The sequence below is a fragment of the Ruminococcus sp. MSJ-25 genome (assembly GCF_018917825.1).
Lineage (GTDB): Bacteria > Bacillota > Clostridia > Oscillospirales > Ruminococcaceae > Hominimerdicola > Hominimerdicola aceti.
Genome location: NZ_JAHLPI010000004.1, coordinates 64,198 through 79,734 on the forward strand (window position 1 = coordinate 64,198; position 15,537 = coordinate 79,734).

The window sequence follows — 15,537 nt, forward strand, 5'->3', positions numbered from 1 at the left end:
ATCAAATGTAGCATGGAGGGTAGTAAGAAACAATGATATTGAGATTGTACCGATAGCGTAATTAAAAAGTATTCATATCAGGGGGCTTATGATGGATAAGCAAAAAAATGACGGGAAGCTGATCGTATCAGTGCTTATGGTCTGTTTTGCAGTTACCATTGGCGTGATGATATTTGCATTGTGCCGTCCAAATGATAAAAAAAGTGCAGAATTTACTCCACCGCCTTTTGAAAGCACAGCACAGCATGGCAAGCCTGAGGTTTCGGAAAATTTAGGCTATAGCTCTCCGAACAGAGATGATATGAGCTATGATTTTGCGGTGTGCGGAAACGTCACTATGGAAGGCGACAAGGCAATAGTATATCTTACAAATATCGAGGGCAACAATGCCTGGATAAAGCTCAGAGTGTTTGACGAACAGGGAAATATGCTTGGAGAAACTGGTCTTATCAAGCCAAACGAGTATGTGAAATATGTTACGCTCTCAAAGACGCCGGAGGTCGGTACAAAGATAAAGCTTAAGATCATGGGTTACGAGCCGCACACTTATTATAGTGCAGGTGCGGCTTCCTTGAATACACAGATAGGGGGTCAAATAGACCAATGAAAAAAATGACTTTATTTCTTGCTCTTGTGCTTGCATTAAGCATACCTTCTGGTGCTTATGCGGCAGAGGCAAAGCTTGATGATAATAATACAACTGCAAATGGAAATGTTTATGCGGTCTATACAGAAGATGTTCCATGGAACAGTGTGCCTGTTGACGACGATGGAAATGCTGTTATTGATTTTCCAGATGGCACAAGCGTGAAGATCGAGAATGCCGATAAAGATAAAAATCTTGCGGTGGATCAGGTCACAGAGAAGGAAGCTATTGACTGGTTAAACAGCGTCATGGGAAAAAAGTCTGAAAACACCGTAGCATTTCATATTTATTACATTGACGGAGATTCTATTCTGCCGGCAAATGGAATAAAGGTAACGATAAACATAGACAAAGATCAGGTAAATTCCGTTAAAGCTGATGGTACAGTAAGCAGTCTTAAATGTGAAGAGTCTGATGCAGAAATATCCTTTGTCACAGACGATGCACCTTTCTATGTCCTTGGTACAAAAACGCCTGAAAGTTCATCAGATATATCACCAGACAGCACAGGCAAAATAGATGATAGCTTACAAAACAGTTCACAGACAGCAGTTCAAAATGTAAACAAAGATGGTGATAAGTCACCTAACACAGGCTTAGGAGCAGGTGCAGCATTGACAATGTTGCTGCTTGGTGCTGTTGCCGTAAGCGCGTCAAAAAGAACAAAGGATAAATGATCTGATATTAATAAGGCTCGCCGTTTGCATTGGCGTTATTAAGCAAAAAAAGAACTCGCACGTTAGAGGAACGCCGATAAAGAAGTATTTAAGACTTTCTCTTTTTGTCGTACTTCATACTGTCAGCGACCGCAGTCGATACTGCGACATCGAAGCGATAATAAATGTCGATCTGCTGTGTGCGGTGACCGCTGCTCTTATCAGGAGCATGAACAACGATTTTTTCGATAAGCTCATGCATGATCTCAGGAGTAAGCTCCGTGATACGCTCATACTTCTGCACCACGCTGATGAATGCGGTCACATCAGCGGACTTCTGTTCGGCGGTTTCGATATAGGCAGTAAGCTCTGTAACGCTTGCCTTTAGTTTATTCTGTTCGTCCTCATATCCTTCGGACATGACAGCAAATCGCTCATCGGAAATTTTCCCTGATACATTGTCCTCATAAAGCCTTGTAAACAGCCTGTCAAGCTCAATGATACACTTTTCAGCCTGTTTCAGGGCTTCCTTTGCTTTTGTAAGCTCCGAGGACTGCTTCTGAACGGAATTATCCATAGCCGCCTGTACAAACTCGTCCTCATGCTTCTTGACCCTGACAAGCAGTTTGTTAAGTTCGCTCATCACGATCTCGTTCAGTACAACAGTTCTGATGAAGTGTGCGGAACAAGCGTCCTTGTCTGAAGAATACGTGGAACACTTCAAATGCTCCTGATCGGCGGTCAGACTTGTTGCTTGGCACAGGATTACAGCTACTGTAAATTCAGCATCGCAGTTGATCAACCAAAGCACATTGGCGTTGATTCCATCGAGACAGACTTGTTTACCTGTCTTGCATTTGATGACAACGCAAAGTCAGAGAATTTCCTCTATTCAAAAGGTGGGACTATTACATCTGTTGGCTCGCTTAGGAAGGCTCCTGATAATACCGCAGTTATTATTATGGAGGAACTGCACTTCCAGAACAAGTTCGCTGTTAAAGTGGATACTAATTCCGGTCAGATTTTCTGAGGATATGGCTGACTTGGTAATGTTTATGAAAGTCACAGATAATTGAACACAGTACCCATAATGTAATCCGACAGGCTTACTATCGTGAGCCTGTCTTTTTTGATTTATAAATTGACTGTAAACAGGAAATATGCTATAAAAAAGGAAATAAGCAACTCATTTTCGGGATGGAGGGATTGTATTATGGCAAGTATCACTGTTGATTGGAATGTATTTGATTATAAATTCTCCGGTAAGCAAAGAGAAGCATTTGAAAGCCTTGCATATACACTTTTCTGTTTTGAGTTTAAGCAGAAATTCGGTATCTTTCGCTATTTTAATCAGCCCTATATTGAAACTCAGCCTATAAAAACTGATGATGGTGATGTTATTGGTTTTCAGGCTAAGTATTATGACGCCGCAACAAAACTATCTTCAAAAAAGATGGAGCTTATAGAAGCAATAGATGGTGCTAAAGATAAGTATGCAGGGATTACCAAGTTTATTATTTATACAAACAAGGAATTCTCTACGAGCAAAACTAAAGGAAAAGTAAAGCCAGATTATCAAGATGAAATTGAAAATCACGGAAAAAGCTTAGGTATTAATATTGAATGGCGAGTTCCTAGCCATATTGAAGCAATGCTTTATAATCCTGAATTATGTACGTTAAGAGAATTCTATTTTGATCCCGATTCAACGCTTCGATTATTTGCTGAAAAAGTACAAAAACGAACGGTTTCCATCATAAGTAACATCAAATCCGAAATACCTTATAAAGATAGAATTCTAAAAATCGATTATTCACAAACGGCGATACATGATTTTACTAAGTCAAACAACAGCGCTCTTGTTGTTTATGGTAATGCAGGTACTGGCAAATCAGGATATGTAAAAGACTTTTACGAGCAAGTGGTTGAAAAGCAAGATACAAGTCTCTTAGCCTTTTCTGCATCCGATTTTGATGTTAAGGAAGAAACATCATTGTTCAATCAGTTTGGTAATTGTGGTTTGGACGGTTTGATTTCATTATATGAATCAGATAGCAACAAGTATTGTTTAATTGAATCGGCAGAAAAGTATAGTAACTTCTTCGATTTTGATATATTTAGGAATGCTATCCATAGATTAATCGAATCTGGTTGGAAGATAATCATTACCATTAGAAAACAGTATAAAAATGGTTTCATAAATGCAATCCTTGATGGAATTATAATTGATGAATTATGTATAGAAAACATTGATAGTGAAAAACTAACGGCATTATCGGGCAATTATGATTTTGAACTTCCTTCAAATAAAAAGGTTTGTGGTATCCTTTGTAATCTTTTCTACCTGAAGCTGTATTTAGAATTATTATCAGCCGGAACAACAGTACCGTCGGATACAAAAGTATTTTCAGAGCAGATATGGAAACAATTCATACGGAATGATCGGCAAAGACAGCGTAATCTCCCCATTAGGAGAGAAGCATTTATTGAGAACATGGCTTCGTCCTTATTGAATAACGAAGCATATTGTTATAAGGCGCAAGCTTCTGATGATGGAGAAGTTCTTTCGCTACTGGAAGAACAGGGTATTATCATTCCGTATGATGATACCCCCGGACTGTGGGTATTTAGTCATGATGTATATGAGGAAATAGTTGTAAATCATATTTTCGAGGAAAAATATAATGAGAGTTATGACCTTCAGAAGATAACGGATATTTTTGCCAACTCCCTACGTTCAAGGAAAATGTATCGAATATGGCTTGAAACTAAACTTAAGGATGCTGACAGCAACCTTTTATCTACACTTACAAATTCTTTAGTTAATCCTGAATACCAGCAGTTATGGAAAGATGAAACAATAATTGCACTTATGAACTCGGAAGATGCCGAAGCCTTTAGCATTATGGAGTCCTTATTCAGTGCAAATACCTATGAATTATTTACGAGGTCAGTATTCTTATTAAACACTGCGTGCAAATGCGTCGTTAGAAATAATAACTATATTAAACTGATTAAGTCACAAAGAATAAGCATATATCGTTTCACTGAACCAACAGGAAAAGCTTGGAATACGATATTCAGTTATATTAGCAAACACATAGATTTAATTCCATGGAATAGTCAAAATATAAACATTGTAGTGGAAGCAATGGGATCATGGGTGCGAAGCAACCCCACAGGAGAAACAACTCACATAGTAGGTCATATTGCTTTATCCCTAAAAGATAAAATATGGCAAGAGAGTGAACGAAGGTATGGTCTATATGACGATTCTACTCACAAATCAATCAATACCATCATCCTGCTTGCAGCTATAGAATTAAAAGATGAATTAGCGGCTTTAGTTGATAACATTATCAGCAACAAATTATTCAGCCATCGTGATAAAGATTATGTTTTCATAACACAATCGCTTTCAAATATTTATGAATGTGGAAAAGTATATGCTGCTATTCCTGAAAAACTGCTTCAATTAGCATGGGCATATTGGCTGTATAAAGACAAGAATGACCATTTTTCATTTATAGCTATGGAATTGCATTTTGGTTTCAATGATCATTTGCAGTCAATGTATTCTCCATCCAGTGCATATCAGACCCCTATTCGTGCATTATTGCAAGTAGATACGATGAACACTATCAATTTTATTATTAACCTTACAAACAATGCTGTAACATACTATAAAGATTCAGATTTGAATAAACGCTATAACGAATGCTATGATATTCAGATTATATTGAACGACAAAGAGATTATCCCACAAATATGCAGTGATAGATTGTGGAAAGCATATCGTGGAACAGGAGTTACACCACATTTACTTGATTCAGTATTAATGGCTCTTGAAGACTATGTTTTGTCGTATGTTGAGAAACTAACAAAAGAAGAAGCAACAGCATTGTGCTTATATTTGCTAAGGAAAAGCAATAATGTCTCAATAACAGCGGTAGTAATGAGCGCAGTGATCGCTTTTCCTGACAAATTATTCGATATTTGTTGTGTACTATTAAAATCCAAAGAACTGTTTTTACTTGATAGAGCACGTTTATCGAAAGAATATTCTGTAAACTATTTCAGAGGATTAATTCCAAGAAACAAGATGTTCGATGATGAGAGACTTAAGACCAATAAAAAAGAATTCCGGAAAAAAACCTTCGAAGATATTATTCTACAGTACCAAGTATATTCAGGTGATTTATCGGAAGATGAATTCAAACAACGACTTGACAGATTATATTCTGCTATTGACACTGCATCAACTGATATTGAAAAATGGCACCCAATTCATCAGGCGTGTTTCCATCGGATTGATTTTAGGAAATATATTCCTGAAGGAGAACCGATCGTTGAAGATAGTCAAATCAAAATACCAATGAAAGCAGATATGCCTCAAAAAGTTGTTGAGTATGCCAAAAACAGTAGCGAGGAATATGCTGCAAAGTTAGGTGATACTGAATTATTGCTCTGGGCTTCATCTCGATATAAACATGATGAAAAATACAAGACTTACAGCAAATACGAAGACAGCCCCATATCAGCATACGAGGCTGCTAAAACACTGATAGAGTCTGATAAAGAAGATTTGCCGCTGAAGAGTATTGATATGATTACATTTACCATAGCTGTCCTTTTACGAGATTTTAGCGGAACACTTGATACCGATCAGTACGACTATTGTAAGAATGCCATCTTAGAACGTGGTTTTGGTCTCTTACAGAATAGTTCAAACGCTTTATTTAATCACGATATTAAAGCGGTTATCATGTCGGAAATATCGAATATGGTTGATCGGAGCGACAATGATGTCGAATGGACGAATCCGATTATCATACTTCTTGCTTTTATGCTTGATTATCGCAAACAGATTGGAAACAATATGATCTATCCATTGTCTGGTCTGTGGAAGAAAGACAGAGATTTAGCTTTCAAGCTGATTATTGTTTTTTCAAAGCTTATAGCTTCATTCAATGGGAACGATGTGGTTGAATTTGTTGATTCTAATAAGGAAGATATATCAGCTCTATTATCTGTAGACGAATATTCACTTAAATCAATTGATTTATCGGTGCTTGATTATAATACGAGAATATACCTGAGCACAATATTAGATTCTCATGATACAGATATAACAAGATTTGTAATAACTATCGGTGAACAGTTTTGGGAGAAACTATTCCATGATAAACATGATGACAGATTACACAGAATATTCGAGCTGGAAAACGAGTATAAAAAATGGCTTGCGGAATTTCTGTTAAATATTAACAGCTATGACAGAAGCACAATTATTCAAACACTTATGCCGTTAGTAGGGTTTAATCGAGAGTTTGACCGGTTATTATTTGATATTATAAATGCAGAAGATATTAATCCGAGATATGGTGCGTTTTGGGACTTATGGACTCTTATGCAAGACTATTTCTTTCAAGAATATGAAAAAAATGTTGACGATTATAAAAACATCAACACTGTTGTTCATATAGGTTATGGCTATGAAGATGTTTTGGCAACTTTTTTACTCTATAGTCCATTTTGGAAAGAGAATACATCTCAATGGCATTCTCTTAAACCGCAGAATAACAGCTTCTATATTGCTGTAGCAAATCGATTAGGTTACAATCCTACTACTCTTTTTGCTATTTCTCAAGTCCTCAATACAGTTGGTAAAGCAACATTCATAGAAACCGGAATAGATTGGATTAGTGATATCATAACAAACAATCCGCATTTATATGATAAAACTCTACCCGAGAACACATTGTATTACATTGAAGAATACATTTTTTCTTATACAAACAGTCACATTGATATAATACAAACCAGTATTCCGATTAAAAGAAAAGTCATAAAGATTCTCGATTTTCTAATCGCAAAAGGTTCAACAATGGGGTTTTTACTAAAAGAGGAACTTATTTAACTACATTATTATATTAGCCCTATAGTTTAAGGAGCATTGCATATCACAAGCAATGCTCCTTTTGTATTATAAAAGGCGCTGTAAAAAAACGCGCAATAAAAAAAAGACTGCAACCACCCTTAAAAGGGTAGGAAAGCAGTCTTTTTTGTGGTATAATAAATTTGATGAAAAAATACCAACGAGAATATAATACACCATATCAATTAAAATTTCCTATAGAAATTGAAAAAATTATTGAAACAACAGATTCGGTATATACATTTTGTGAAGTTATTGATCATATTGACCTAAATAAATACCTGACGACTACGGAAGCTTCAACAACTATTTGTACTGCGAAGAACACGGAATGGGAAAATACATGAAATTTACCATGTATGAAAAAGAAAGCAAGAATATTAAATACCATAATGATCCATACAGAGCAGTGAATTTCCGCATAGATGAAAATGGTGATCTGGTGTGTCCTAACAACAAGAAAATTCCATTACGTTTACAGCAGACCCATAAAGGGAAACAAATATGGTAGGACAGAAGAATTCTATCAGTGTGAGGAATGTGCAAACTGCTCTCATAAAGAAAAATGCTGCAAATGCAAGGGAAATCGCATAGTTCGCATAAATGAAGAATTGACAGCATTTCACAAAGAGGTTTTAAACAATCTTAATTGTATTCATGGAGCGCTTCTCAGAATGAACAGAAGCATTCAATCTGAAGGAGCAAACGGTATCATCAAGTGGAACCGGTCATACACAAGAGCCAGAAGACGCGGCTTAAATGCCATGAATTTAGAAATTGCGATGATTTGCTGTGGTTTTAATCTGCATAAATTTCACTTGAAGAAGATCGCAATCAGAAAAGCAGCCTGAAAAAGATATTTTTCAACATTTTAATGATCGGCAAAAAGCGCTGTATTTCTGCCGGTGTGTTTGCTGTACCCTTTTTTCAAGATTAGATAGTTTTTTTTGCTGTGTGATATATTAAAGCCCGTGGGCTTCCATATCGAGGAAATCCACGGGCTTTGTTGCGCGTTTTTTTACAGCGCCTTATTTGTTATAGCCTGCTGTAAAAGTCTTGCTTATAGTAGTTGTGATAAAACTTCTATATGAGCGCAATCCTTTTTCGTGCGCCTTCTTTTTTATATAGCGTATAGCAGATATATAAAATACAGTTATATTTCAATATAATCCCAAAGCTCGGAAACAAGTTTTTCTGTAAAGCCCTTGCACAAAAGAAGCTCGTTAGGGCTTTCGTAATAGGATATAAGCTCACGAAGTTCTATGACAGCATTCGCCTTGTCCATATCAATTAGCAGCTTGTCTGATATCTCCTGAGCGTCAGCCTTGTTTATGTTCACTTTCTGCCTGACTTTCTCAGTAGTTTCAGTCGTTGTAACAGTTTGCTCCTCTGAGGCCGGAGGCTCTGTTACAGTATCAGCAGGGATTTCTGTTTGAACAGGCTGAGTTTCTGTGACTTTCGTTTCCTGCGGCATATCATGGTAGTCTGCGCTGTCAACATAAAAATAGCCTTTGAGAAGTGCAAGTGTAGAGTCTCCGATGCCGTTTACTTCAAGAAGCATATCCATGTTGCTGATAACACCAACTCTGTCACGATATGCTATTATCCTGTCGGCTGTTACCTCGCCTATGCCGCTCACCGCCATAAGCATTTCCTTGTCAGCCTTGTTTATGTCAGCAGGAAAGCTGTATTTCTCTTTGGTTTCAGCAATACTGCTTGTGACGGCTTTTGATGTCGTTGCTTTTCTGGTGGTGTGTGCCTTTGTAGTCTTGCTAACGACCTTTTCACAGTCTGAATTGTCCACCTTGTCAGCCTGAGAGCTGTCAGCAGGCGGTGTGAGTATTACCACATCATCACGCTGTGGTCTGTTAACAAGTGCAGAAGCGATCGCTGTAGTAATGGCGATCGCAACTGCGATCACGCCTACGAAAAGTTTTAGCCTGCTTGTTTCTACTTTTGAAGCATCATTTTCTGTCACATTCGATTTTTCGTCTTTGTTGCTGTCTAACTTGCTGTCCATAATTGGTTATTTTTCTGCAAGCATTTCGTTGAGATTTTCCACCATTTCTGACATCTTCGCTCTTGTGATGTCCGGAACATTTGCAAATGTAACAAGGGTCCTCAGTGGCATATCTCTTATCATTGCTTCCATCATTTCCTTTGCAGAAGCGCCAAGATCGTCGGAAGCCGTGTCGCCAAAACCGCAGTCTATTTTGCTTAAAATGTCCTCGAACATAGCTCTGCCCTCTGGGATAGAATTTATCTCGCCACAGGTGGTGTTCAAGGTGAAATGCACTGGGAGTTTTGTATCGGAAGATACATAAACAGAAGTCGAAAGCCTGATATCTCTTGAAGAAGAGCCTGCCTCGATAATAAACTCACCGTATTCAACGAACCAATCGTGTATATCAGGCTCGTAGTATGCAAATGAACGCTTATCAAGGTGGAACACAGCCTTTTTGGTCTCGCCAGCTTTAAGAAAAAGCTTTTCAAAGCCCTTAAGCTCACGGACAGGTCGGCGCACTGAGCTTTCCTTGTCGGAAACGTAAAGCTGAACGATCTCCATACCGTCTCTGTCGCCTGTGTTTGTTACGTCCACCATGACCGTCAGGGTCTTGTCGTCTTTTATCTCGTTTTCTGAAACAGTAAGATTGCTGTATTCAAAGGTTGTGTATGAAAGTCCGTGACCAAATGGGAACAGTGGCTTTATGCCCTTTTCATCATAATATCTGTAGCCCACGAATATTCCCTCGGCATAGTCAACATCGTCCATATTTCCCGGGAAATTAAGATAAGACGGATTATGTGAAAGCTTTTCAGGGAAAGTTTCCGCAAGCTTTCCGCTAGGGTTAGCTTCGCCAAAAAGCAGAGCCTTTTCAGCAGTGCCGATGTTCTGTCCGCCAAGATACATTTCAAGTATGCCCTTCACCTTATCTGCAAACGGCATTTCAACAGCCGAGCCGTTGTGGAGAACGATAATAACGTTCTCGTTTACCTTAGCAACTTCATCAATAAGCTTGAGCTGACAATCAGGTATTCTCATATGCTTTCTGTCAAAGCCCTCAGACTCAAAGCTTTCGGGCAGACCTGCGAAGATAACGGCAACATCGCTGTTCTTGGCAAGCTCCACAGCTTCATCGAGAAGCTCGTCAACAGTTTCGTCACGGTCGGTGACGAAACCCTGTGCGTATGTGATATTATCCATGCCCTTGACTGCTTCAAGAGCAGAAGTTACCTTAAATGAATTTATGTGAGAGCTTCCGCCGCCCTGATAACGTGGCTTGTCGGCAAATTCGCCAATGAAAGCTATCTTTGCAGACTTGTCAAGCGGCAGTTTCTTATCATCATTTTTGAGCAGTACCGCACATTCGGACTCTATCTTGCCTGCAAGTTCATGCTGTTTTTCTTTATCCCACTTTGTTGCAGGGGCATAGCCGTCCTCGGCTTTCTGAATAAGCGTAAGCACGTTTCTCACAGCCTTGTCAAGGTCTTTCATTGAAAGCGAGCCGTTGTTTACGGCTTCTATGATAAGCTCGTCATTCTTGCCGTTGCTGGTAGGCATCTCAAGGTCAAGACCTGCGGCAACGCCAAGAGGTCTGTCATCAACTGCGCCCCAATCGCTAACTACAAGTCCATCATAGCCCCATTCGTTTCTGAGTATATCAGTGAGCAGAAGCTTGTTCTGCGAGGAATATTCGCCGTTTATGCGGTTGTATGAACACATCACTGTCCAAGGCTTTGCTTCCTTGACTGGTGTTTCAAAGGCACTTAAATATATCTCATGGAACGTTCTCTCATCAACGTTGGCAGAATAGCTCATACGTCTTGTTTCCTGATTGTTCATGGCAAAGTGTTTAAGGGAAGTTCCCACGCCCTTGCTCTGAACGCCCTTTATGTGTGCTGTGGCAAGCTGTGAAGCAAGATAAGGGTCTTCTGAGAAGTATTCAAAGTTTCTGCCGCAAAGTGGTGAACGTTTTATGTTACAGCCAGGACCAAGTATAACGGAAACGTCCTCAGCCTGACACTCCTCGCCAAGAGCCTTGCCGAGAGTTGTAAGCAGCTTTCTGTCAAAAGAGCAGGCAAGTGCGCAGGCACATGGGAAGCATACTGCCTTGATAGCTTCGTTAGGATTGTCTGTATCATCACGCATTTTTCTAAGTCCGTGAGGGCCGTCAGACACCATTATGCTTGGTATATCCAGCCTTTTTATTTCCTCAGTGTGCCAGAAGTCAGAGCCTGAGCACAATGAAGCTTTTTCTTCAAGTGTGAGTTCCTTTAAAATCTTGTCTATGTTCATTGTGAAAACCTCTTTTCTATAAAACTATAGTTTGATTGTAACACAATTTTCTATGAAATTCTATATATTTTGTGCATATTTTACATAAAGTTAATATTATCTTCGATTAGTTTGGTAAGAGCCACCCTGAAATCCTCGTCCTGCTGTTTGGTGCGCTTTGGCGGACCTTTGAGCCTGCCACCGCTTCTGCGTATCTTCTTTGCAGTATGTCTTGATAGAAGCAGTGCGTCAATGTTGGAACTGTCATATATCCTGCCGTTCTGGTCCAGAGCAAGGACGTTTCTTGCGAGACACATTGCCGCAAGCCCATAATCCTGCGTCACGGCAATATCGCCCTTTAGAGCGATGTTCACAAGCTTCATGTCTGCATTGTCTGCACCCTTGTCGACAGTTATCACCTGTGCATAGTCAGAGCTGAAAATATGCGAGCTGTCGCAAACTATGATACATTCAAGCCCATGGCTTTTGCTTATAGAAACTGCGATATTCGTAACAGGACAGCCGTCAGCGTCTATAAGTATCCTCACGCCTTGCCGCCTTCTATATAAAATGTAGATTCCATATCTGCAATATGGGTCGCCAGTGCGAGAGGATACATTTCAAGGGCAAGACCGATACTGTTCTTGTTTTCTTCTCCTGAAAAGCCCATGTGCCAGCGTATAGCCATGGCTTCCTCACGAGTCAGCCGCATATAGCTGCTTACTATGTAGACCGACTTTTCACCGTGACCATATGGCAGTGTTTCGTGGAATTCATAGTATGGGACTTTCTCCCACACGCCCTGTTCGTTCTTGGCGTTGCGGTAGCTTACTCTGTAAAGATTTACCTTGCAGATGTCATGAAGCAGTGAAACGATAGCAATGCTCTCGTCAGAGTATTCCATGTTGTAATCTTCCTTTACACGCTCACGCTCCAGATAGCTTTTCAGACACTCATAAACGTGTATGCTGTGTTCGCACAAGCCACCCTCGTATGCTCCGTGGTATCTTGTAGAAGCAGGTGCAACAAAGAAGTCGCTGTTTTCTGAAAGCAGATAATTGAGCAGCTTTTCCGAACCCGGGCGCTTTATGTTTTCCGTGTAGATCTCAACGAATTTGTCTTTAAGTTCTGTTACCTTTGACATAATGGACCTCCTGTAAAAATATTATATTATGATAAGCTTTAGCGTTTTAGTTTTACCGAACTAATTATAACATATTTTTTGTAAGATTAACAGTACTTTTCGCTAATTTTTGCATTTGCTATTGCTTTTTCATGCAATATATGCTATGATATATTATATTTATGTGGATATGGTTTGGAAAAATATAAGAAATTTAATGATTTTTAACAAATGAGAATGAAAGGAGCTGCTTATATATGTGCGGAATAGTAGGCTATGTGGGAAAAAAGGATTGTACAAAGGTGCTGCTTGACTCACTGTCAAAGCTTGAATACAGAGGTTATGACTCAGCAGGAATAGCTGTTTTTGAGAACGATGCTATCAAGACAAAAAAGACAAAGGGCAGACTTGCTGACCTTGAAGAAAAGCTTAAAAGAGAGGGCTGGCTCAACGGTACTTGCGGTATAGGTCACACACGCTGGGCTACACACGGCGAGCCGTCTGATATAAATTCACACCCTCACGGAAATGCGAATATTTCTATCGTTCATAACGGTATCATTGAAAACTACAGAACTATCAAGGATTTTCTGCTGAAAAAGGGATATGTCTTTGAATCTCAGACAGATACAGAAACAGTTGCAAAGCTTCTTGATTATTATTATGATGGCGACCCTATGGCGACAATACAGAAGGTTCTTGCTGAGATAGAGGGTTCATATGCTCTCGGTATCATATTCAAGGATTTTCCAAGAAGAATATATGCAGTAAGAAAGGATTCTCCTCTTATCGTTGCAGTTGGCGAAGACGAAGCTTTTATAGCTTCTGATGTGCCTGCAATACTGAAATATACGAAGAATTACTATCTTCTTGACGAGAACGAGATAGCTGTCCTTGACGATGGCAATGTGGAGTTCTTTGACGTTCACGGAATGCCAGTTGAGAAAGAGATGCTCGTTGCTGACTTTGATATGGAAGCCGCTGAGAAGGGCGGATATGCTCACTTTATGCTCAAAGAGATTCACGAACAGCCAACAGCCATAAAAACAACTATCACACCAAGAATAGTTGACGGTATGCCAAACCTTGAAGAGTGTGGTCTTACATATGACAGACTCAAGGGCTATAACAATATCTTCGTTGTTGCCTGCGGTACTGCTATGCACGCAGGTCTTGTGGGCAAGTATGTGCTTGAAAAGATTGGCAGGGTACCTGTTACAGTGGATATGGCTTCCGAGTTCAGATACAGAGATCCTATCATTGCAAAGGGAGATCTTGTTATTCTTGTTTCACAGTCAGGAGAAACAGCCGATACTCTCGCAGCCCTTAGAATGGCTAAGGAGAGGGGTGCTGAAACACTTTCTATCGTAAACGTAAAAGGCTCGTCTATCGCAAGAGAGTCTGATATGGTGCTTTACACCCATGCAGGCCCTGAGATATCTGTAGCTTCCACAAAGGCATATATCGTTCAGCTTTCTGTATTCTATCTGCTGAGCTTTGCTATAGCATACGCTCACGGAGCTATCTCAAAAGAGGAGTGCATGAGACTTACAGCAGAGCTTCAGAACGTTCCTAATATGCTTGAAGTTGTTCTTAAAACACCTGATAATTGTCAGTATGTTGCTTCACAGCTTGTAAACAAGGAAAATCTTCTTTATATCGGCAGAGGTCTTGACTATGCGCTTTCTATGGAAGGCTCACTGAAGCTTAAGGAGATATCATATATCCACTCTGAGTCATATGCCGCAGGCGAGCTTAAGCATGGCACTATCTCACTGGTAACAAACAATATGCCTGTTATCGCAGTTGCAACACAAAGAGAGCTTCTTGACAAGACCATAAGCAACGTCAAGGAGGTCAAGGCAAGAGGAGCATACGTTGTCCTTGTTACTCACGGATATATCAACGTTGACGACGAGGTGGCAGATTATAAGATCGGTCTGCCGACAATAGACGATCTGCTCATGCCTATGCTGACAGTGGTTCCTTTGCAGCTTATCGCTTACTATACCTCAGTTCTCAGAGGCAATGATGTTGATAAGCCGAGAAATCTTGCAAAATCAGTTACAGTTGAATAAAATACAGGGCAATCCGCAAAGGGTTGCCCTTGCTGTTTGAAAAGGAGTTTATTATGAGCAAATACAGATACTTTGTTTTCGATTTTGACCTTACTCTTGCAGACTCTTCCGAGGGTATTCTGGAGTGCTTTAAGCACGTTTTGAAAGAGTTTGGTTATCCGCCAAAGGACGACAGGACTATCTACAACACCATAGGCATGACCCTTGTTGACGCTTTCGACCTGCTGACAGATATGCCTGACAATCCTCAGCGTGAGGATATGCGCAAGGCGTATGTAAAAAAGGCAGACGAGGTAATGGTGAAGAAAACATATTTCTATGACGATACTATCGCAATTTTGCAGACCTTGCAGAACGCAGGTGTGAAAGTCGGCATAGTTTCCACGAAATATCGCTATAGGATAGTCAATACTTTCAATGAGCAGGCAGGCTCTTTGCCTGTGGATATCATAGTTGGCGGTGAGGACGTTACAAGGGCAAAGCCTGACCCGCAGGGACTTGACCTGATAATAAAGCGTTTCGGTGCGGATAAATCGGACGTGCTTTATATAGGCGACAGCTACATCGACGCTGAAACCGCACTCAATTCAGGGGTGGATTTTGCAGGAGTAACAACTGGCTCTACCACTAAAGAGGATTTTGAAAAATACCCTCATATCTATATCGGCTCGTCACTGTTGGACATATTTCAGAATATATAAATTTTAAGTAAATATAATTTTAAATAAATGTGAAAAACTATTGCTATTTATGGAGCTTGATGTTATAATATAATTTGATGTACTATGTTAAGTACCAAGCGGATAACATAAATATTATT

General features: G+C 39.7%; 11 protein-coding genes and 1 pseudogene. 7 read left to right on the forward strand and 5 right to left on the reverse strand.

Going from position 1 to position 15,537, the window contains the following annotated elements:
- The first annotated feature begins 91 nt into the window (after positions 1–91).
- Both KQH97_RS01060 and KQH97_RS01065 read left to right on the forward strand, forming a co-directional pair.
- A complete protein-coding gene (locus KQH97_RS01060) occupies positions 92–607 on the forward strand; it encodes a hypothetical protein (RefSeq protein WP_038671510.1) in 516 nt (171 codons plus the stop codon).
- A complete protein-coding gene (locus KQH97_RS01065; protein WP_216552219.1) occupies positions 604–1,323 on the forward strand; it encodes a hypothetical protein in 720 nt (239 codons plus the stop codon). The genes KQH97_RS01060 and KQH97_RS01065 overlap by 4 nt, the downstream gene beginning before the upstream one ends.
- Positions 1,324–1,411: 88 nt before the next feature.
- On the opposite strand, the pseudogene KQH97_RS01070 reads toward KQH97_RS01065, so the two are convergent.
- Positions 1,412–2,065 (reverse strand): annotated as a pseudogene (locus KQH97_RS01070) (DUF4368 domain-containing protein); the annotation flags it as partial.
- Here KQH97_RS01070 and KQH97_RS01075 point away from each other — a divergent pair.
- From KQH97_RS01075 to KQH97_RS01085, 3 genes are all read left to right on the forward strand, one after another.
- The gene (locus KQH97_RS01075) at positions 2,027–2,332 is read left to right on the forward strand and encodes a single-stranded DNA-binding protein (protein ID WP_117858986.1); all 306 of its coding nucleotides are present in this window, start codon (positions 2,027–2,029) and stop codon (positions 2,330–2,332) included. The pseudogene KQH97_RS01070 and the gene KQH97_RS01075 sit on opposite strands and share 39 nt — an antisense overlap.
- 183 nt (positions 2,333–2,515) lie before the next feature.
- Positions 2,516–7,222 carry a hypothetical protein gene (locus KQH97_RS01080; protein WP_216552221.1) on the forward strand — a complete coding sequence of 1,569 codons (4,707 nt, stop codon included), beginning with the start codon at positions 2,516–2,518 and terminating at the stop codon, positions 7,220–7,222.
- 443 nt (positions 7,223–7,665) lie between these two features.
- Positions 7,666–8,091, forward strand: coding sequence for a transposase (locus KQH97_RS01085; RefSeq protein ID WP_253286330.1), 426 nt, complete (start codon positions 7,666–7,668; stop codon positions 8,089–8,091).
- A 302-nt stretch (positions 8,092–8,393) separates the two neighbouring features.
- Here KQH97_RS01085 and KQH97_RS01090 read toward each other — a convergent pair whose 3' ends face one another.
- From KQH97_RS01090 to KQH97_RS01105, 4 genes are all read right to left on the reverse strand, one after another.
- On the reverse strand, positions 8,394–9,260 hold the full coding sequence (locus KQH97_RS01090; protein ID WP_216552223.1) for a helix-hairpin-helix domain-containing protein: 867 nt from the start codon (positions 9,258–9,260) through the stop codon (positions 8,394–8,396).
- A gap of 6 nt (positions 9,261–9,266) precedes the next feature.
- Entirely contained in the window at positions 9,267–11,537 is a 2,271-nt protein-coding gene (locus KQH97_RS01095) for a glycoside hydrolase family 3 C-terminal domain-containing protein (protein ID WP_216552225.1), read from the reverse strand.
- Positions 11,538–11,617: 80 nt separating this feature from the next.
- Positions 11,618–12,064: a YaiI/YqxD family protein gene (locus tag KQH97_RS01100; protein WP_216552227.1), complete on the reverse strand. Its 447-nt coding sequence runs from the start codon at positions 12,062–12,064 to the stop codon at positions 11,618–11,620.
- A complete protein-coding gene (locus KQH97_RS01105) occupies positions 12,061–12,660 on the reverse strand; it encodes a hypothetical protein (RefSeq protein WP_022287838.1) in 600 nt (199 codons plus the stop codon). The genes KQH97_RS01100 and KQH97_RS01105 overlap by 4 nt, the downstream gene beginning before the upstream one ends.
- A 236-nt stretch (positions 12,661–12,896) precedes the next feature.
- On the opposite strand from KQH97_RS01105, the gene glmS reads away from it, so the two are divergent.
- Positions 12,897–14,717, forward strand: a complete 1,821-nt coding sequence (gene glmS / locus KQH97_RS01110) for a glutamine--fructose-6-phosphate transaminase (isomerizing) (protein ID WP_216552230.1) — start codon at positions 12,897–12,899, stop codon at positions 14,715–14,717.
- Positions 14,718–14,770: 53 nt separating this feature from the next.
- Positions 14,771–15,418 carry an HAD family hydrolase gene (locus tag KQH97_RS01115; protein WP_216552232.1) on the forward strand — a complete coding sequence of 216 codons (648 nt, stop codon included), beginning with the start codon at positions 14,771–14,773 and terminating at the stop codon, positions 15,416–15,418.
- Positions 15,419–15,537: the final 119 nt, after the last annotated feature.

Excerpts from the sequence above, each read along its gene's own strand:
- KQH97_RS01060 (WP_038671510.1), top strand. The coding sequence starts at position 92 with ATGGATAAGCAAAAAAATGACGGGAAGCTGATCGTATCAGTGCTTATG.
- KQH97_RS01065 (WP_216552219.1), top strand. The coding sequence starts at position 604 with ATGAAAAAAATGACTTTATTTCTTGCTCTTGTGCTTGCATTAAGCATA.
- KQH97_RS01075 (WP_117858986.1), top strand. The coding sequence starts at position 2,027 with ATGCTCCTGATCGGCGGTCAGACTTGTTGCTTGGCACAGGATTACAGC.
- KQH97_RS01080 (WP_216552221.1), top strand. The coding sequence starts at position 2,516 with ATGGCAAGTATCACTGTTGATTGGAATGTATTTGATTATAAATTCTCC.
- KQH97_RS01085 (WP_253286330.1), top strand. The coding sequence starts at position 7,666 with ATGAAAATGGTGATCTGGTGTGTCCTAACAACAAGAAAATTCCATTAC.
- KQH97_RS01090 (WP_216552223.1), bottom strand. The coding sequence starts at position 9,260 with ATGGACAGCAAGTTAGACAGCAACAAAGACGAAAAATCGAATGTGACA.
- KQH97_RS01095 (WP_216552225.1), bottom strand. The coding sequence starts at position 11,537 with ATGAACATAGACAAGATTTTAAAGGAACTCACACTTGAAGAAAAAGCT.
- KQH97_RS01105 (WP_022287838.1), bottom strand. The coding sequence starts at position 12,660 with ATGTCAAAGGTAACAGAACTTAAAGACAAATTCGTTGAGATCTACACG.
- glmS (WP_216552230.1), top strand. The coding sequence starts at position 12,897 with ATGTGCGGAATAGTAGGCTATGTGGGAAAAAAGGATTGTACAAAGGTG.
- KQH97_RS01115 (WP_216552232.1), top strand. The coding sequence starts at position 14,771 with ATGAGCAAATACAGATACTTTGTTTTCGATTTTGACCTTACTCTTGCA.